Raw genomic sequence first — 17,951 nt, 5'->3', positions numbered from 1 at the left:
CAAGGGGGGAGATCGGATGTCGTGGCTGCTTTCGCCCATTGCCAACGTTGCAGAAAGATCGCCGCCGATGAAGCTGCCAATCTCGCTCCTTGCGGGGGAGAGGTCCGGCAGGACAGAGGGGGGTGCCTCGCGCCGACATTTCGGCATTCCTACCACGGCACGACTGATAACCCCGGCCAGCACTCCTGCGCCCGCTTACCCTTCGCCTCATGAGTCCGCTGGTTGTCCATCACCCGGTTCGGCGTGATGCGAAACGAGAAGACATCATCCAGCCCGAACGGCGCCACCAGCTCCAACTGCCCGCCAGCGTCGTAGCGCACCCCAACGGCATGCGTCTTCGAGGCGAAATAACTGATGGATTGGCTTGAACTGGTGTAGCGCGGGCAGGGCTGTCCGAACTTCTGCGGATACCACAGATGCACCCGCGCCTGGTTGCGCACCTCCACCGGCAGGGTCAGCCCCTCGAAATGCTTTGCGGCCCGGCGGATGACAGCGTCCTCGGCCTCATAGGACAGGTCGCTGTCATCGAAATAGAACAGGTCGACATCCCTAATGCCGTAGCCCGACGGCTTCCCGATCAGATGGTTCCAGACGGAATTGTAGAGCGCGCCGGAAACCACCAGCCAGCCCGGAAGGTCGAGCGTACAGGCACGCGCCAGCGCTTCGCGAACCAGCGGGTCTGCCGACACGATGTCGAGAAACGCTTCGCGTTGTGCTTCGAACGGCAGCCCGGAATAGCGCAGATGGTCCATCGCCCTTTGGAGGACGATTCGCCATCTGCTCGCAAGCTACCCGCGCAGCACGCCACCCGTCTGCTTGCCGACATTCTCGACAATACGCTTGGCCAGCGCGTCGAAATCCTCGTCGGTCAGCGTCTTCTCGACCGGCTGGATCGACACTTCGATGGCGATCGATTTCTTGTCGGTGCCGAGCGACGCGCCTTCGAAGATGTCGAACACCGAAACCCCCGATATCAGCTTCTTGTCGGCGGCCAACGCCGCGCGCACCAGCGTGCCGGCCTCGACGGACTTGTCGACGACGAAGGCGAAGTCGCGTTTCACCGCCTGGAAGGCGGAGAGCTCCAGCTTCGGCTTGGTCTTGGTCGGCTTGGCCTTCGGCTCGGGCACGGCATCGACGAACACTTCGAAGCCGCAGAGCGGCCCGGAGACATCGAGCCCTTCCATTGTCTTCGGATGGAACTCGCCGAACGTGCCGAGCACGGTCTTCGGCCCGAGCTTGATCGTGCCGGAACGGCCGGGATGGTACCAGGCCGGGCCGCCTGCCTCGATCTGCAGCCGGTCGACTGGCGCGCCGCAGGCTTCCAGTGCCGCGATCGCATCGGCCTTGGCGTCGAACACGCCGACCGGGCCGGAATTGCCGGCCCAGTTGCGGCCGGAGCCGTCGAGCTTGGCGGTGCCGCGGCGCACGCCGGCGGCCACGCGCCGCTGCTGGTCGGCGCCGTCGCCCTCATAGGTGCCCGACACCTCGAACAGCGCCACGTCGCCAATGCCCTTGTCGGCATTGCGCTGCGCGGCGGCGATCAGCCCCGGCAGCAGCGACGGCCGCATGTCGGACATGTCGGCGGCGATCGGGTTGGCGAGCTTCAGTGCCGTCTGGCCGCCACCGAACAGTTCTGCGTGTTTGGCGGGGATGAACGACCAGGTGACGGCTTCCATCATGCCGCGCACGGCAAGCGCCCGCTTGGCTGTGCGGGTGCGGACCTGCAGCGTCGTCAGGATCTTGGAATTGACCGCATCATGCGCGCCGAGCGGCTGCGGGGCGATGTTGTCGACGCCGTGAATGCGCATCACTTCCTCGACCAGATCGGCCTTGCCGTCGACATCGGGCCGCCAGGACGGCACCGCCACATCGACGACATCGCCCGATCCCTGTGGCTTGAAGCCGAGGCGCGACAGGATGTCGAGGCTTTCTGCCTTCGGCACCTCGATGCCGGTCAGACGCGTCACTTCCGACAGCGGGAAGGAAACGATCTTGGGCTTGTGGTCGGCATAGCCGACGATCTCGGTCTCGGTCGGCTCACCGCCGCAGAAATCGAGCACCAGTTTCGTCGCCAACTCGACGCCGGGGACCATGAATTCAGGATCGACGCCGCGCTCGAAGCGATAGCGCGCATCGGTGATGATGCCGAGCGTGCGGCCGGTGCGGGCGGTGGTGATCGGGTCCCAAAGCGCCGATTCGATCAGCACATCCGTGGTGTTCTCGTCGCAGCCCGAATGTTCGCCGCCCATGACGCCGGCGATCGATTCGACGCCATTGTCGTCGGCGATGGCGCACATGTCCGGCGTCAGCGTGTATTCGCGGCCATCGAGCGCCAGCACCTTCTCGCCGTCGCGCGCGCGGCGCACGACGAGGTTGCCGGCAACCTTCTTGGCATCGAACACATGCAGCGGCCGGCCGCGGTCGAAGGTGACGTAGTTGGTGATGTCGACCAGCGCGCTGATCGGCCTCAGACCAATGGCGATCAACCTTTGCTGCAGCCATTTCGGCGACGGACCGTTCTTGACGCCGCGCACGAGGCGCAAGGCGAAACCGGGGCAAAGCTCCGGCGCCTCGATCGTCACCTTGACCGGCGTTTCGCCCTTGCCGGGGATCGCTTCGACCGCAGCGCTTTTCAGCGTGCCGAGCCCGCTTGCCGCCAGATCCCTGGCAATGCCGTAGACGCTGGTGGCATCGGGCCGGTTCGGCGTCAGATTGATCTCGATGACCGGATCGTCGAGATGCGCATAGGCGGCAAAGCTGGTGCCGACCGGCGCATCCTCAGGCAGGTCGATGATGCCATTGTGCTCGTCGGACAGTTCCAGCTCGCGCTCGGAACACATCATGCCATGGCTCTCTACGCCACGGATCTTGCCCACCGTCAGCGTCACATCGATGCCGGGCACATAGGCGCCGGGTGCGGCGAAGGCGCCGATCAGGCCCGCGCGGGCGTTGGGCGCTCCGCACACCACTTGAACAGGTGCTTTGCCGTCGCCGGTATCGACGGTCAGCACGCGCAGCCTGTCGGCATCGGGGTGCTGCACCGCCGTCAGCACCTTGGCGATGACGAAGGGTTTCAGGCTCGACTTGTCGTCGACATGCTCGACTTCGAGGCCGATCGACGTCAGCCGCTCGACGATCGCATTGAGCGAGGCGTCGGTCTCGAGATGATCCTTGAGCCAGGAGAGGGTGAATTTCATGGGACTGTTCCGTCTGGTCTTTTGACGCTTGATTTCAGATGTCTCGGCAGATCGTCGGACATATGCAGGAAAGGCAGCTGCTTGCTGACATAGGCATGCAGCGTCGGCGTGAAATCGGCCGGCGCGTCCATGGCGCCGAGCATGAAGTAAATGTCGTCCTCCAGCCGCTCATCGACATAGGCGATGGGCGAGCCGCAGACGCCGCAGAAGGAGCGCGTCACCGGGCCGTTCTCATACATCTTCAGCGCCTTGCCGGTGAACGCCACCTGGTCGACCAGGAAGCCGACAAAGGCCGATACCGGCGCGCCGCTCGCCCGCCGGCAATCGCCGCAATGACAATAGCTGATGTGATGCGGCTCGGCCGAAGCCTCGAACCGCACGACGCCGCAGCGGCAGCCGCCGATGTGGGGCGCAGTCATGCGCTCAACCCACCGAAGAGCGTCGGCATGGCGAGCGGCCGGAAGCGGTAATGCAACAGCTCGTTCATCGTCTCATACTTTCGCGTCATCTTGACTGAACACTTCGACCAGCTGGAAGCGTTCGCAAACCAGTTTCATGTCAGGCGAAAAGCCGCCATTGCGCTCGAAATAGGCGCGATGGGCTTCGTGCCAGTATTCATAGCTCAGATCACCCTCGCCCTCGTCATGGGCAAAGTCGGCATCAACCTCGTCGAAGCGCCGCACAATGGCCTCGACCGTTTCGATGACCGCCGCGCGCCTGCCGCTGCCGTCGAGCACGACATCGCGGCGTCCGACCTCCGGCACCGGCTCGGCGCCGCCGTAATCGCGCAACGCGCCGCAGGTCGCGGTCTTGCGCCTCGACAGCACCAGCGCCAGCAACTCGTCGGCGAGTCCCGGGCTGTCGCCAAAGCGGAAGGTCACCGCGTCCGCATAGGGATCGGCAGCTACGCTCACGCGCTCAGGCCTCCGAACAGCGTCGGCATGTCGAGTGGCCGGAAACCGTAATGCGACAGCCAGCGGACATCCGCGTCGAAGAAGGCGCGCAGGTCCGGCATGCCGTATTTCAGCATGGCGATGCGGTCGATGCCCATACCCCAGGCAAAGCCCTGATACTCATCGGGATCGAGCCCGCCGGCGCGCAGCACATTGGGGTGCACCATGCCGCAGCCGAGGATCTCCATCCAGTCGGAGCCTTCGCCGAAGCGCACTTCGCCGGGCCGCGAGCGGTCGCACTGGATGTCGACCTCGAGGCTTGGCTCGGTGAACGGGAAGAAGGATGGGCGGAAGCGCATCTTGACCGAGGGCACCTCGAAGAACGCCTTGCAGAACTCTTCCAGCACCCACTTCATATTGGCGACGTTGGCCGTCTTGTCGATCACCAGACCCTCGACCTGATGGAACATCGGCGAATGGGTGGCGTCCGAATCCTGGCGGTAGGTCTTGCCGGGAATAACGATGCGGATCGGCGGCTTCTGCTTCTCCATGGTGCGGATCTGCACGGGTGAGGTGTGGGTGCGCAAAAGCTTGCGCTCGCCCTTCTCGTCCGGCTGGAAGAAGAAGGTGTCGTGCATCTCGCGCGCTGGATGGCCTTCCGGGAAATTCAGCGCGGTGAAATTGTAATAGTCGGTCTCGATATCGGGACCTTCGGCGATGGCGAAGCCGAGATCGCCGAAGATCGCCGCGATCTCGTCGATGACCTGGCTGATCGGATGGATGCGGCCGCGTTCGGCCGGCGACTGCCGCACCGGCAGCGTCACGTCGACCTTTTCGGCGGCCAAGCGTGCGGCGATGGCCACGTCCTTCAATTCGGCCTTGCGGGCCGTCAGCGCCTCGGTGACGCGGTTCTTGAGGCCGTTGATGACAGGGCCCTTGATCTGGCGCTCCTCGGCGGTCATGGCACCAAGCGTCTTCAGCATCTCGGACACGGTGCCCTTCTTGCCGAAGGCAGCGATGCGCACGGCCTCGATGGCCGGCTCGTCGGCGGCCGATGCGATGTCGGCCAGAAGTGAGCTTTCAAGCGTATCCAGGCCGGTGGTTGCGTCGTTCACGGTCAAACTCGCTACGTTGGAAATCTGCGCTAACGTGAAGGTGGTCACGTTCAAGTTGGGTATTCAGGCATAAGAAAAACCCGCGCCAGCCGTGCCAGCGCGGGTTCCCCAAATCAGAATTGCGAATGCTTGGGAAGCGCTGGTCTTAGGCGACAGCGCTTTCAAAAGCGTTCGGCGTGGTGTTCTTCAGATATTCGAGCGCCACCTTGGCCTTGGCGACCAGGGCTGCGAAAGCCTGCGGCTCATGGATGGCCATATCCGACAGGATCTTGCGATCGATCTCGATGCCCGACTTGTTGAGCCCGTCGATGAAGCGGCCATAGGTCAGGCCATGCTCGTGCGTCGCGGCGTTGATGCGCTGGATCCACAGCGCGCGGAACGAGCGCTTGCGGTTCTTGCGGTCGCGATACGCGTACTGCATCGACTTTTCCACCGCCTGCTTGGCGATGCGGATGGTGTTCTTGCGACGGCCGTAGAAGCCTTTCGCGGCTTTCAGGACCTTCTTGTGCTTGGCGTGCGAGGTGACGCCTCTCTTTACGCGTGCCATGTCATGATCTCCTTAAAAGCAATTCCAGGTGCCTGGCGGCTTTCCGTTCCGAATTGCGTAAAACTAATGCGTGTCCGGACCGAATGCCTTAGAGGCCGTTCGGCAGAAAATTCTTGATGACCTTCTTGCCATCCGGTTCAGCCAGAACCATCGTGCCGCGGGCATTTCGAATGAACTTGTTGGAACGCTTGATCATGCCGTGACGCTTGCCGGCCGCAGCCGACAGGACTTTACCCGTACCTGTGATCTTGAACCGCTTCTTGGCGGCCGATTTGGTCTTCATCTTGGGCATTTTGCTACTCCGTCTAGTTGGCGCACTATCGCGCTTCTTGTTCGCTCCGGGCCGACCAAAGCCCGAAAAGCAAATGAAACCGCCACGGCATGCCCTGCCGGGCGGTTTTCTTGAACGGCGGTCCTATACGTCAAAGACGGCTGGTGCGCAACACCTCAGGCCGTGCGACGCTCTGTCCCCGGTCAGGGAAGCGTGAACCACACCGGCAGCATGCCCGACAGCTGCGCGCCGTCGATCAGTTCGAAAGCCGGCAGCGCGATCAGGAACACCAGCCCGTCGAGCAGCGTGGTGAGCAGCAGGCGCGGCTTGAAGCTGCCTGTATCGCCCTCCTGGTAGAGGGAGAGGTTCGGGAAAAAGCGCGGCACCCGCGCCAGATAGTCCGCATAGGGTGCGCCGAGCGCCTCCTTGAGAAATTTCTCTTCGCGCAAGATGACGATGTGGAAGGCCCCGGCGCAAAGCAGCGCAAACAGGATGATGCCCGAGAACGAGCCGATCTGGGCACCGACCCCGGCCGCCGCCACCGTCGAGAACACATAAAGGGGATTGCGGGTGATCGAATAGGGTCCGCCCGTCACCACCTCGGAGGATTTGCGCCCGCCTATATAGAGCGTCGCCCAGAGGCGGCCGACGATGCCAAGGAAGATCAACAGCACGCCGAACATCTCGATCGATTCATGCACCGGCGTGTCGGGCGGGAAGGTCGATTGGCCGAACAGCAGCGCCAAAAACAGCACCACTACGAGCACGGCAAGCACCAGTCGGCGCATCTGCTGGTAGTTACCCAGCCCGTATTTGACTTCATTGTCCAAGGGAATACCCGATCGTCGAAGAGCTTAGCCGGCGATCGCAGCTTTCGCCAAGAAACAGGCGTCCCGCCAATCGCCGGGACGGCCTGTAACACAATTCAGGCGGATTTAACGTGATGGCCACGCCTAACCTTATCGTGACCACGCCGTGATATCGCTGACGGCGCGCCTTAGCGCGGCGCCAGCACCATCATCATCTGGCGGCCTTCGAGCTTCGGCTCCGCCTCGACCTTGGCGATGGTCGCCACTTCCTCGCGCACCTTGTTCAGAAGCTGCATGCCGAGTTCCATATGCGCCATTTCGCGACCGCGGAAGCGCAGCGTCAGCTTGACCTTGTCGCCTTCCTCGAAGAAGCGGCGAACCGCCTTCATCTTGGTCTCGTAGTCATGGCTGTCGATGTTCGGGCGCATCTTGATCTCTTTGATCTCGATGACCTTCTGATTCTTGCGCGCCTCGGCTGCCTTCTTCTGGTTGGCGTATTTCAACTTGCCGAGATCGAGGATCTTTACGACGGGCGGTACCGCATTGGGCGATATTTCGACGAGATCGAGCCCGGCCTCTTCGGCGAGCAGCAATGCGTCGTTGATGGAAACATCGCCGCGGTTCTGGCCTTCGGCGTCGATAAGCTGGACCCGGGGAACCCGGATATCACGGTTGGAGCGCGGCCCATCCTTGGTCGGCGCCGCTGCTTTGAAAGGTCTGCGAATGGTCGTGGTCTCCTTGGCCGTTTCGTTCCGGGTTTTGTCGGTCTGATGTCTGGACGCGCCAATGTGGGGAGCGCGCGGGCGGAGTCAATAGCACAGCATTGACAGAAAATCACCCTGATCACTGTCCTGTACCAAACAAAGAAGCAGCACGAGCACTTTTCGCCACGCCTGTGGCTGTGCCACAAGAACACCGTGCCAAAAGAGGGGCCTGAGGAAAAGCCATGACCGCCACGCCCCCAACCTTTCTCGATGTCGATGGAGCGCGCATCGCGGTGCGCTATACCGCGGGTTCTACGCCCGGCATCGTCTGGCTGGGCGGCTACAAGTCGGACATGCTGGGCACGAAAGCGCAGACGCTGTCGGACTGGGCGGCGAAAGAGGGCCGCGCCTTCCTGCGTCATGACTATTCCGGCCACGGCGAATCCGGTGGCGTCTTTGCCGACGGCACGATTTCGAAATGGCTGTCGCAAAGCCTTGCCGTGTTCCGCCATTTCACCAAGGGCGATCAGATCCTGGTCGGTTCCTCGATGGGCGCCTGGATCGCGCTGCGCATGGTGCAGGAATTGCGCAAGGCGGGTGGCGCAAAAATCGTCGGCCTGGTGCTGCTGGCGCCGGCGCCGGATTTTACCTCTGAGCTGGTCGAACCGGTGCTGTCCGAAGCGCAGAAGCGCGACCTCGCTGAAAAAGGGTTCTTCGCCGAGCCGTCGAACTATTCCACGGAGCCTTACATCTACACCCGAGCCCTGATCGAGGACGGGCGCCACAACCGGGTGATGACGGGCCCGATCGACACGCATTGCCCGGTCCACATCCTGCAGGGCCTGGCCGATCCGGACGTGCCGTCGAGCCACGCTCTGAAACTGGTCAGCCTGCTGCCGGCCGACGATGTCACGCTGTCACTGATCCCGGACGGCGACCACCGCCTGTCGCGGCCACAGGATCTCGACATGCTGCTGCGGGCGGTCGGCGACATGGCCGGGCGGGGCAAGTGACGATGCGCCTCTCCATCCCGATCTCAGCCTTTGTCGCTGCCATCGTCGGCTTTGGCGGCACGCTGGCCATCGTCATTGCCGCCGCCCACGCGGTTGGTGCAACGCAAATCCAGACGGCGAGCTGGGTGACGACCATTTGCCTGGCCATGGCGATCGAGAGCCTGTGGCTGTCCTGGCGCACGAAAATGCCTGTCATCACCGCATGGTCGACGCCGGGCCTGGCGCTGATGGCGGCCTCGAGCGGCTTTTCGATCAATGAGGCCGTCGCCGCCTTCATCGTCACCGCCATCCTGTTGATCGCCACCGGCCTGTTTCGGCCGCTGACGCAGCTGATCTCCAGGATACCGCCCTCCGTCGCTTCTGGCATGCTGGCCGGCATTGTCGTCACCTTCGCCCTCAATGCGGTCAAGACCATTCCCGTCGACCCCTGGCTGATCCTGCCGCTGATCGCGGTGTTCTTCGTCATCCGCCTGTTCAACCCGGCGCTGTCGGTGCTGGCGGTGCTGATCGGCGGCGGTCTGGCCGCCTTCCTGACGGGCCGTGTCGGCGGCCTGCCGACACCCGAACTGTCGACGCTCACGCTGATTGCGCCCGATTTCACCGCCAAGGCGATGATTGGCCTGGCGCTACCGCTCTATCTCGTCACCATGGCCTCGCAGAACCTGTCGGGCCTCGCCGTGCTGCGCGCCGCCGGCTATCACCCGGAGCCCGGCCCGCTGATCGGCGTCACCGGCCTGTTTTCGCTGCTGTCGGCGCCGTTCGGTGGCTCGACCACCAATCTGGCGGCGATCTCGGCGGCTATCTGCACCGGACCCGACGTTCATCCCGACCCCGCCGAGCGCTGGAAGACCGGGCCGTTCTATGCGCTCGCCTATCTTATCTTCGCGATTTTCGGCGCTTCGCTGGTAGCGATCTTCGCCGTCCTGCCGCAGAGCCTGATCGTGCTGGTGGCGGGTCTTGCGCTGATGGCGTCGCTCGCCAACGCGCTGGCGATCGCGCTGAAGGACGAGGCCGACCGCATGGCCGCCACCGTCACCTTTGTTGTCACCGCCTCCGGCCTGACGCTGTTCGGCGTCGGCGCCGCATTCTGGGGCCTGATCGCCGGGCTGGTCGTGCTTTTCCTCGATATGCTCAAAAAGCGATAATCATTTCAGTCGCTTGTCCGGTTTTGGCGGACATTGTCTTGAATCGCCGTTTTTGCCTTCCCATTTCGATTCCACGCAGCCGGTTCTGGCTGTCTCCAACCGAAGGAATGGGAGAAAATGAACACATCTGCATTGATCCGCCCGGCCTGGACGCCGGCGACCATCGCGTTGATGGTGATCGGCTTCATGGTGTTCTGGCCGCTCGGCTTTGCCATGCTCGCCTATATCATCTGGGGCGACCGGCTCGACGGGTTCAAGCGGGACGTCAACCGCGCCACAGACGGCATCTTCGCCGGCTGCCGCCGCAGTTCCGACAAGGCCGCGCGCTGGGGCAATGGCTCCGCCCGCACCGGCAACGTCGCTTTCGACGACTGGCGCGAAAAGGAACTTGAGCGCCTGAACGAAGAGCGCCGCAAGCTCGACGAGATGCTGACGCAGTTCGACGAATACGCCCGCGAATTGCGCCGCGCCAAGGATCAGGACGAGTTCGATCGCTTCATGGCGAACCGCAACAAGTCGACTGCACCTGCGAAGAGCGATCCGAGCACCGGCACGACCCCCACCAAGCGTGGCAAAGGCTCGAACCTGCTTGACGACTGAGGCTTAGCGACGGGGCCAAGGTATGAGAACGGCGTCGCGCGAGCGGCGCCGTTTCTTTTTTGTTCTATTCGTTTTTCTCGAATCGCGTATCGTCCGGTCATGACCCTCGGATTTTTTCGCAATCTGACGAAGCCCAAGCCCACGCCCGTCGTGGAGCGAGAATATTGTGTCGCCGGCCGCACGTTGCCGCTCAAGATCGTCGAGAGCGCCCGGGCGCGGCGCCTGACGCTGCGCATCGATTCCGGCGGCCAGGGCCTGCGCATCACCGTGCCGCCGGGCTTGCGCCGGGGCGAGGTGGACAGGTTTCTCGACCGTCACCAGGACTGGCTGGAACAGCGCCTTGCCAAGGTGCCGACGCGCCCGCAAGTGCGGCCTGGCATCAAGATCCCGATACGCGGCGTCCCGCACCGCATCGTCCACGAACCGTCAAAGCGCGGCACCGTCACCGTGTCGCGCGACGAGCGCGGTCCGCTGCTGGTCGTGCATGGCGATCGCATCCATCTGCCGCGCCGCATCGCCGATTTCCTGAAGCGCGAGGCCAAGAAGGAAATCGAGAAGCTGGTGATCAAGCACACCGAGGCGCTCGGCAAGCGCGCCAAGGCGATCCGCTACAAGGACACGTCCAGCCGCTGGGGCTCCTGCACCTCGGAGGGCAATCTGTCCTTCTCCTGGCGCATCATGATGGCGCCGCAGCCCGTCATAAACTACCTCGTCGCGCATGAGGTGGCGCATCTCAAGGAGATGAATCACGGCCCGAAATTCTGGAAACTGTGCGAAAAACTCTGCCCCGACACCGACCGTTGCAAGGACTGGCTGAAGCGCAATGGCGGCGCGCTGCAGGCGATCGTGTTTGAGTAGTCAATCGTCGTTCGCAGCATTGAGTTCATCCGGCCGCAGCCCTTCATCGCCATGATGCGGCCACGGCAAAAAATTGCCGTCGAATTCATCGCCACCGAAATAATCCAGCGCGCGGTGCGCTTCGGCGCCGTTGAAGGCGGCCTTGTCCATCAGATGGGTGATGACCTCGCGCGCCTGGGCGATCTTCTGTCTGAGTTCGGCAACGGTTCTGTCGGCCATGATCTTTCTCCCGCCTGGCAAGCTGTCTATCCATAGGTAGCGCCTTTGGCGGTGCCGGCAAACATCATGCTTTTTCTCGACTCTTGGCGCGTTTCATGCCAATTCCCGCGCCATGGCGCTCGACATCAAGATCTGCGGCTTGAAGACCGACCAGGCAATGGCCGCGGCACTGGCCGGCGGTGCCAGCCATGTCGGCTTTATTTTCTTTGCGAAAAGCCCGCGTTACGTCGAGCCGGTGGAAGCCGGGCGTCTGCGCGAAGCGGCGCGCGGCAAGGCCTTGGCGGTTGCCGTCACCGTTGACGCCAGCGACGCCTTCCTGGATGAGATCATCGAAAAGATGCAGCCCGACATGCTGCAGCTGCACGGCTCGGAAGCACCTGAGCGCGTGGCCGAACTGAAAGCCCGCTATGGTCTGCCGGTGATGAAGGCGCTGCCGCTCGGCGAGGCCGCCGATCTCGACCGGATCAAGCCGTTCATCGGTGTCGCAGACCGGTTCCTGTTCGACGCCAAGCCGCCAAAGGGCTCAGTATTGCCGGGCGGCAATGGCGTCGCCTTCGACTGGCGCATCCTTGCCGGCCTTGACGCCGGCGTCGATTACATGCTTTCCGGTGGGCTCAACGCCGCCAACATCGGCGACGCCCTTCGGCTTGCCAACCCGCCCGGAATAGACATTTCCTCGGGCGTGGAAAGCGCGCCGGGCGTCAAGGATCCGGCGCTGATCGAACAGTTTTTCCGGGCCGTCCGGGCAGCACGCGACGACCGCGCCGCCTAAGGCCTTAAATGAGAGCATGTCCAGGAAAAGTGGGAACCGGTTTTCCGACAAGGACATGATCAGACATCAAGATGCAGGAGATCGGCGATGAACAAGCCGGCGACACCCAATTCCTTCCGCACCGGACCCGACGAGCAGGGCATGTTCGGCATTTTCGGCGGTCGTTTCGTCGCCGAAACGCTCATGCCTTTGATCCTCGACCTCGAGCGGAACTGGAACGAGGTCAAGAACGATCCGGACTTCAGGGCTGAGCTGACCGATCTTTCGACCCACTATGCCGGGCGGCCCTCAAAGCTCTATTTCGCCGAAGGCCTGACGAAGCATCTTCGTGAGGTTTCCTCGGCGAAGGGCCTCGGGGGCGGCGCAAAAGTCTATTTCAAGCGTGAGGACCTGAACCACACCGGGTCGCACAAGATCAACAACTGCCTCGGCCAGATCCTGCTCGCCAAGCGCATGGGCAAGAAGCGCATCATCGCCGAGACCGGCGCCGGCCAGCATGGCGTGGCATCCGCCACCGTCGCCGCCCGCTTCGGCTTTCCCTGCGTCGTCTATATGGGCGCCACCGACGTTGCCCGTCAGAGCCCGAACGTCTTCCGCATGAAGCTGCTCGGCGCCGAAGTGCGGCCGGTCACGGCCGGCCACGGCACGCTGAAGGACGCCATGAACGAGGCATTGCGCGACTGGGTAACCAATGTCGAGGACACCTATTATCTGATCGGCACTGCCGCCGGCCCGCATCCCTATCCGGAGCTGGTGCGCGATTTCCAGTCGGTCATCGGCATCGAGGCGCGCGCGCAGATTCTCGAGCAGGAAGGCCGGCTGCCTGACACCATCATTGCTGCTGTCGGCGGCGGCTCGAATGCCATCGGTCTGTTCCATCCCTTCCTTGACGACAAGGAGGTCAAGATCATCGGCATCGAAGCCGGCGGGCGCGGTCTCGACGGCATCGAGCATTGCGCCTCGATGAACGCCGGTGCGCCCGGCGTGCTGCACGGCAACCGCACCTATCTTCTGCAGAATGCTGACGGCCAGATCATGGACGGCCATTCGATTTCGGCCGGTCTCGACTATCCCGGCGTCGGCCCGGAGCATTCCTGGCTGCGCGACTCCGGCCGCGTCGAATATGTGCCGATCCTCGACGACGAGGCACTGGAAGCCTTCAAACTGACAACGCGCGTCGAAGGCATCATCCCGGCGCTGGAATCCGCACACGCCATCGCCCACGCGGTGAAGATCGTGCCTGAAATGGACAAGGACCAGATCGTCATCGTCAACCTGTCCGGCCGTGGCGACAAGGACGTGCACACGGTGGCCTCGATGCTGGGCATGGAGATCTAGGCCCTTTGGACAGTTTCGATTGGGAGTTGATTATGAGTAACATTCGTCCAAAGGGCCAGACATGGTGACCCGCATCGACCGCCGTATGGCGAAGCTGAAAAACGAAGGCCGCCCGGCGCTCGTCACCTATTTCATGGGCGGCGACCCCGACTATGACACCTCGCTGTCGATCATGAAGGCGCTGCCCCCGGCAGGCGCCGACATCATCGAGCTCGGCATGCCGTTTTCCGATCCGATGGCCGATGGCCCAGCGATCCAGGCTGCCGGCCTGCGCGCGCTGAAAGGCGGCCAGACGCTGGTCAAGACGCTGAAGATGGCGGCCGAATTCCGAACCAGCGACAATGAAACGCCGATCGTGCTGATGGGCTATTACAACCCGATCTACATCTACGGCGTCGACCGCTTCCTCAAGGATGCCATTGCCAGCGGCATCGATGGCCTGATCGTCGTCGACCTGCCACCGGAAATGGACGAGGAGCTCTGCATTCCGGCGCTGAAAGCCGGCATCAACTTCATCCGCCTGGCGACGCCGACCACCGACGACAAGCGTCTGCCGAAAGTGCTGCAGAACACGTCGGGCTTTGTCTACTACGTATCGATGACCGGCATCACCGGCTCGGCGCTGGCCGACACCGGCAAGGTCGCCGCCGCCGTCAAGCGCATCAAGGGCCACACCGACCTGCCGGTCTGCGTCGGCTTCGGCGTCAAGACCGCCGAGCAGGCGCGCGTGATCGGCGCCAATGCCGATGGCGTCGTCGTCGGCACCGCGATCGTCAATGCGGTCGCCAATGTGCTGGGGCCGAAGGGCGAAAAGACCGCCGACCCGGCCGAAGCCGTCGCCACCCTGGTCAGCGGCCTGGCGCAAGGCGTGCGCTCGGCTCGCCTTGCTGCTGCCGAATAGTTTCCCTACGTCTTTACCCAACTCTTCGTCAGGACAGGAGCCGAAGCGATGAACTGGATCACCAATTACGTTCGCCCGAAGATCAATTCGATGCTCGGCCGGCGCACCGACATGCCCGAGAATCTCTGGATCAAGGATCCTGAGACCGGCGAAATGGTGTTCCACAAGGATCTGGAATCCAACCAGTTCGTTATCCCGTCTTCCGGCCATCATATGAAGATCTCGGCCAAGGAGCGGCTGAAATTCTTCTTCGATGACGGCAAGTACGAGACCCTGGACAACCCCAAGGTCGTCCAGGATCCGCTGAAATTCCGCGACGAGAAGCGCTATGTCGACCGCCTGAAGGACGCCAAGGCGAAGACCGGCCTCGAAGACGCCATCATCAACGCGCTGGGCACCGTCGAGGGCCTGCCGGTGGTGGTGACGGTGCAGGATTTCGCCTTCATGGGCGGCTCGCTCGGCATGGCGGCCGGTGACGCCATCGTCCACGGTTTCGAAGCGGCCTTGCAGCGCAAGCGGCCGCTGATCCTGTTTGCCGCCTCCGGTGGCGCCCGCATGCAGGAAGGCATTTTGTCCCTCATGCAATTGCCACGCACCACGGTCGGTGTCGACCGGCTGAAGGAAGCCGGTCTGCCCTACATCGTCGTTCTGACCAACCCGACCACCGGCGGTGTCACCGCTTCCTACGCCATGCTGGGCGATGTGCACATCGCCGAGCCGGGCGCGCTGATCGGCTTTGCCGGGCCGCGCGTCATCGAACAGACCATCCGTGAGAAGCTGCCGGACGGCTTCCAGCGCTCCGAATATCTGATGGAGCACGGCATGGTCGACATGGTGGTGTCGCGGCTCGAGATGCGCGAAACGATCGCACGGCTGTTGAAGATGCTGCTCAAGATGCCGGTCGAGCAAAAGCCGCTGGAGCCGGAAATCCTGCCGCCGGCGGTGATCCCTGCCGAAGCCCGGCCGCAGGCCTGACGCGACACCAAGCGCCGCGACCGCGATTGCACGAGGGCGGTCGCGCGCTGTAGCCTTTTGATTGCCATGGCCATTCCGGGATTGATTCTGGTCCCCGGGCCATGCGCCGGGATTCTGTCATGACAACGCTTGCCGCCGACCGCGAAATCGAAGCCCTGATGGCGCTTCACCCGAAAGGCTTCGACCTTTCGCTCGACCGCATCACGCGGCTCCTGGAGCGGCTCGGCAATCCGCAGGACTTGCTGCCGCCCGTCATCCACATCGCCGGCACCAACGGCAAGGGCTCCTGCGCCGCCTTTTCGCGCGCACTGCTCGAAGCCTCCGGCCACCTTGTCCATGTCCACACCTCGCCGCATCTGGTAAACTGGCATGAGCGCTACCGGCTCGCCGCCGAGGGCGGCGGCAGGCTGGTCGACGACAAGGTATTCGCGGAAGCTATCGCCCGCGTCGCCAAGGCCAATGGCGGTCAGAAGATCACCGTTTTCGAAATCCTCTCCGCTGTCACCTTCATCCTGTTTTCCGAACATCCGGCCGCGGCCGCGATCATCGAGGTCGGTCTCGGCGGCCGTCTGGACGCCACCAATGTCATCGCCAGGCCGGCGGTGTCGGTGATCATGCCGGTGTCGCTCGACCACGAAGCCTATCTCGGCGACCGGGTCGAACTGATCGCCGTCGAAAAGGCGGGCATCATCAAGCGCGGCTGTCCGGTGGTGATCGGCGCCCAGGAAAGCGAGACGGCGCTGCAGGCGATCATCGAAACCGCCGAGAGGCTCGAGTGCCCGACCTTCGTCTACGGCCAGGATTTCCTCGCCTTCGAGGAAAACGGCCGCATGGTCTACCAGGACGAGGACGGCCTGATGGACCTGCCGCCACCGCGCCTGCCCGGACGCCACCAATTCGCCAATGCGGCCGCAGCGATCGCAGCCGTGAAGGCTGCCGGCTTCGAGATCAGCCATCGCGCCGCCGAGAAGGCAATGACCAATGTCGCGTGGCCCGGTCGCATGCAGAAGCTGTCGCAAGGCAGGCTGGTGGACCTAGCGCCCAAGGGTGCCGATATCTGGCTCGATGGCGGCCACAATCCGGGCGCCGGCGTGGTCATTGCCGAGGCATTGGCCGAGCAGGAGGAGAAGAACCCGCGTCCGCTGTTTCTCATCTCCGGCATGATCAACACCAAGGATCAGACCGGCTATTTTCGCGCCTTCAAGGGCTTGGTCCGGCATGTCTATACGGTGCCGGTGAGCACGAGCGAGGCCGGTGTGCCAAACGACGAACTGGCGATCCGTGCCACGGAAGCCGGGCTGACGGCCGAACCGGTGAGTTCCGTTGCAAGCGCGCTGATGCTGCTGCGCGACACCTGGGACGGTCCGCCGCCGCGCATCCTGATCAGCGGATCGCTCTATTTCGCCGGCGCGGTGCTGGCCGAGAACGGCACGCCGCCAACCTGAGGTGCGTGACGGCCAACAGGAGCCTGTGATGATCAAGGTAAGGCAGCTCGCCCATGTCTGCATTTTCGCGCATGATCTGGAAGCGACGCGAAGCTTCTACCGCGATGTGCTCGGGCTGGGCACGCGGTTCAATTTTCTACGCGACGACAGGATTTTTGGCTTCTACCTCGATTGCGGCGGCCGCAGCCATGTCGAAGTGTTCCAGAAGGATGCTGCCGCCTACAGCGAACTCAACCAGATCAACCATTTCTGCCTGGAAGTCGAAGACATCGACGCCGCGATCGCCCATATCAAGTCAAAGGGCATCGACGTGACCGCAAAGAAGCACGCCTGCGACGATACCTTTCAGGCCTGGATTCGCGATCCCAACGGCGTGAAGATCGAGCTGTTCGAGTACACCGAAAAAAGTGCGCAGTTCACCGGCGGTGATCGCATCGCCGACTGGTGACCGCATTCCAGGTCGCATCAGTCCGGGCACAGCTTAGGCGGATTACTTCAGCTCGATCTCGATAAAGGCGTATTCGCCTTCATTGGCGCTGATGACGTCGTGTTCGACGCCCTCCTTGCGGAAATAAGGCACGCCTTTCTTCATCTCGGCGAAGGTTTCGCCGTCCTTGGTTTCCAGCTTCAGCTTGCCGTCCATCAGCGGCACCACGACATAGTCGTGGCCATGGCGGTGCCAGCCGGTGTTGTCGCCCGGCTGGAAACGGTATTCGGTGACGATGACGCGCTCATTGTCGATGAAGACGGTGGCCTTGGCGGATCCGGTCATGTCGCTCTCCCTGTTTCTGCTTCCCAGCAGAGGATATGGCGTGTCCTTATGTGAGGGCCAGAGCGGGCCAGCAATGACGCCAACAAAAAGCCCGGCGCGAGGGCCGGGCTTTGTGATCAGGAATTCAGTTGGATCAGGCGAGGCTGCCGTTGATCCAGTGCGACAGCGCGGTCTTGGGCGCAGCACCTACCTTCATGTCGGCCACTTCGCCGCCCTTGAAGATCATCAGCGTCGGAATCGAGCGCACGCCGAACTGGGCGGCGAGCTCGGGATTCTCGTCGATGTTGAGCTTGGCGATCTTGACCTTGGCACCGAGCTCGGTGGCAATGTCCTCGAGCGCCGGCGCGATCATCTTGCACGGGCCACACCATTCAGCC

Annotated in this window: 22 protein-coding genes; 10 read left to right on the top strand and 12 right to left on the bottom strand. The window is 63.0% G+C overall.

Features of this window, described 5'->3' with window-relative positions:
- Positions 1–149 precede the first annotated feature (149 nt).
- From AC1DX0_RS15885 to infC, 9 genes are all read right to left on the bottom strand, one after another.
- Complete coding sequence (locus AC1DX0_RS15885) at positions 150–752, bottom strand: nucleotidyltransferase family protein (protein ID WP_477218639.1); 603 nt, start codon at positions 750–752, stop codon at positions 150–152.
- 36 nt (positions 753–788) lie between these two features.
- Positions 789–3,197, bottom strand: a complete 2,409-nt coding sequence (gene pheT / locus AC1DX0_RS15880; RefSeq protein ID WP_477218638.1) for a phenylalanine--tRNA ligase subunit beta — start codon at positions 3,195–3,197, stop codon at positions 789–791.
- Complete coding sequence (locus AC1DX0_RS15875; RefSeq protein ID WP_477218637.1) at positions 3,194–3,616, bottom strand: GFA family protein; 423 nt, start codon at positions 3,614–3,616, stop codon at positions 3,194–3,196. Before AC1DX0_RS15875 ends, pheT begins: the two co-directional genes overlap by 4 nt.
- A gap of 72 nt (positions 3,617–3,688) precedes the next feature.
- Positions 3,689–4,111, bottom strand: coding sequence for an ASCH domain-containing protein (locus AC1DX0_RS15870; protein WP_477218636.1), 423 nt, complete (start codon positions 4,109–4,111; stop codon positions 3,689–3,691).
- The gene (pheS, locus tag AC1DX0_RS15865; protein WP_475454523.1) at positions 4,108–5,205 is read right to left on the bottom strand and encodes a phenylalanine--tRNA ligase subunit alpha; all 1,098 of its coding nucleotides are present in this window, start codon (positions 5,203–5,205) and stop codon (positions 4,108–4,110) included. The genes AC1DX0_RS15870 and pheS overlap by 4 nt, the downstream gene beginning before the upstream one ends.
- 145 nt (positions 5,206–5,350) lie before the next feature.
- On the bottom strand, positions 5,351–5,752 hold the full coding sequence (gene rplT, locus AC1DX0_RS15860; RefSeq protein ID WP_023672281.1) for a 50S ribosomal protein L20: 402 nt from the start codon (positions 5,750–5,752) through the stop codon (positions 5,351–5,353).
- A gap of 88 nt (positions 5,753–5,840) precedes the next feature.
- Positions 5,841–6,044, bottom strand: coding sequence for a 50S ribosomal protein L35 (gene rpmI / locus AC1DX0_RS15855; RefSeq protein ID WP_006201248.1), 204 nt, complete (start codon positions 6,042–6,044; stop codon positions 5,841–5,843).
- Between the two features lie 182 nt (positions 6,045–6,226).
- On the bottom strand, positions 6,227–6,853 hold the full coding sequence (locus tag AC1DX0_RS15850) for a methyltransferase family protein (protein WP_477218635.1): 627 nt from the start codon (positions 6,851–6,853) through the stop codon (positions 6,227–6,229).
- Between the two features lie 167 nt (positions 6,854–7,020).
- The gene (gene infC, locus AC1DX0_RS15845; RefSeq protein ID WP_010912915.1) at positions 7,021–7,557 is read right to left on the bottom strand and encodes a translation initiation factor IF-3; all 537 of its coding nucleotides are present in this window, start codon (positions 7,555–7,557) and stop codon (positions 7,021–7,023) included.
- A 221-nt stretch (positions 7,558–7,778) separates the two neighbouring features.
- On the opposite strand from infC, the gene AC1DX0_RS15840 reads away from it, so the two are divergent.
- The 4 genes from AC1DX0_RS15840 (at position 7,779) to AC1DX0_RS15825 (ending at position 11,152) form a co-directional block, all read left to right on the top strand.
- Positions 7,779–8,549: an alpha/beta hydrolase gene (locus AC1DX0_RS15840; protein WP_477218634.1), complete on the top strand. Its 771-nt coding sequence runs from the start codon at positions 7,779–7,781 to the stop codon at positions 8,547–8,549.
- 2 nt (positions 8,550–8,551) lie between these two features.
- Positions 8,552–9,694 (top strand): benzoate/H(+) symporter BenE family transporter, encoded by a 1,143-nt coding sequence (locus AC1DX0_RS15835; protein ID WP_477218633.1) that lies wholly within the window; start codon positions 8,552–8,554, stop codon positions 9,692–9,694.
- 117 nt (positions 9,695–9,811) lie between these two features.
- Complete coding sequence (locus AC1DX0_RS15830) at positions 9,812–10,294, top strand: DUF2852 domain-containing protein (protein ID WP_477218632.1); 483 nt, start codon at positions 9,812–9,814, stop codon at positions 10,292–10,294.
- Positions 10,295–10,393: 99 nt separating this feature from the next.
- Entirely contained in the window at positions 10,394–11,152 is a 759-nt protein-coding gene (locus tag AC1DX0_RS15825; protein WP_027040667.1) for a M48 family metallopeptidase, read from the top strand.
- Here AC1DX0_RS15825 and AC1DX0_RS15820 read toward each other — a convergent pair whose 3' ends face one another.
- Complete coding sequence (locus tag AC1DX0_RS15820; RefSeq protein ID WP_477218631.1) at positions 11,153–11,371, bottom strand: hypothetical protein; 219 nt, start codon at positions 11,369–11,371, stop codon at positions 11,153–11,155. It abuts the gene before it with no gap.
- Positions 11,372–11,483: 112 nt separating this feature from the next.
- On the opposite strand from AC1DX0_RS15820, the gene AC1DX0_RS15815 reads away from it, so the two are divergent.
- From AC1DX0_RS15815 to AC1DX0_RS15790, 6 genes are all read left to right on the top strand, one after another.
- A complete protein-coding gene (locus AC1DX0_RS15815; RefSeq protein WP_477218630.1) occupies positions 11,484–12,143 on the top strand; it encodes a phosphoribosylanthranilate isomerase in 660 nt (219 codons plus the stop codon).
- A gap of 87 nt (positions 12,144–12,230) precedes the next feature.
- On the top strand, positions 12,231–13,481 hold the full coding sequence (trpB, locus tag AC1DX0_RS15810; protein ID WP_477218629.1) for a tryptophan synthase subunit beta: 1,251 nt from the start codon (positions 12,231–12,233) through the stop codon (positions 13,479–13,481).
- A 61-nt stretch (positions 13,482–13,542) separates the two neighbouring features.
- Positions 13,543–14,382: a tryptophan synthase subunit alpha gene (gene trpA / locus AC1DX0_RS15805; protein ID WP_477218628.1), complete on the top strand. Its 840-nt coding sequence runs from the start codon at positions 13,543–13,545 to the stop codon at positions 14,380–14,382.
- Positions 14,383–14,430: 48 nt separating this feature from the next.
- Positions 14,431–15,357 carry an acetyl-CoA carboxylase, carboxyltransferase subunit beta gene (gene accD, locus AC1DX0_RS15800; RefSeq protein ID WP_477218627.1) on the top strand — a complete coding sequence of 309 codons (927 nt, stop codon included), beginning with the start codon at positions 14,431–14,433 and terminating at the stop codon, positions 15,355–15,357.
- 119 nt (positions 15,358–15,476) lie between these two features.
- A complete protein-coding gene (locus AC1DX0_RS15795) occupies positions 15,477–16,802 on the top strand; it encodes a bifunctional folylpolyglutamate synthase/dihydrofolate synthase (RefSeq protein ID WP_477218626.1) in 1,326 nt (441 codons plus the stop codon).
- Positions 16,803–16,830: 28 nt separating this feature from the next.
- Positions 16,831–17,250: a VOC family protein gene (locus AC1DX0_RS15790; protein ID WP_477218625.1), complete on the top strand. Its 420-nt coding sequence runs from the start codon at positions 16,831–16,833 to the stop codon at positions 17,248–17,250.
- Between the two features lie 42 nt (positions 17,251–17,292).
- On the opposite strand, the gene AC1DX0_RS15785 is transcribed toward AC1DX0_RS15790, so the two are convergent.
- Positions 17,293–17,574 carry a cupin domain-containing protein gene (locus tag AC1DX0_RS15785; protein ID WP_056569023.1) on the bottom strand — a complete coding sequence of 94 codons (282 nt, stop codon included), beginning with the start codon at positions 17,572–17,574 and terminating at the stop codon, positions 17,293–17,295.
- A gap of 133 nt (positions 17,575–17,707) precedes the next feature.
- On the bottom strand, positions 17,708–17,951 hold a 244-nt coding region (gene trxA / locus AC1DX0_RS15780; protein WP_477356004.1), incomplete at its 5' end, for a thioredoxin.

The sequence above is a fragment of the Mesorhizobium sp. P3_A9 genome (genome assembly GCF_056402975.1).
The sequence above is the reverse complement of the archived record's forward strand: the minus strand, read 5'-3'. Positions and strand labels throughout refer to the sequence as shown.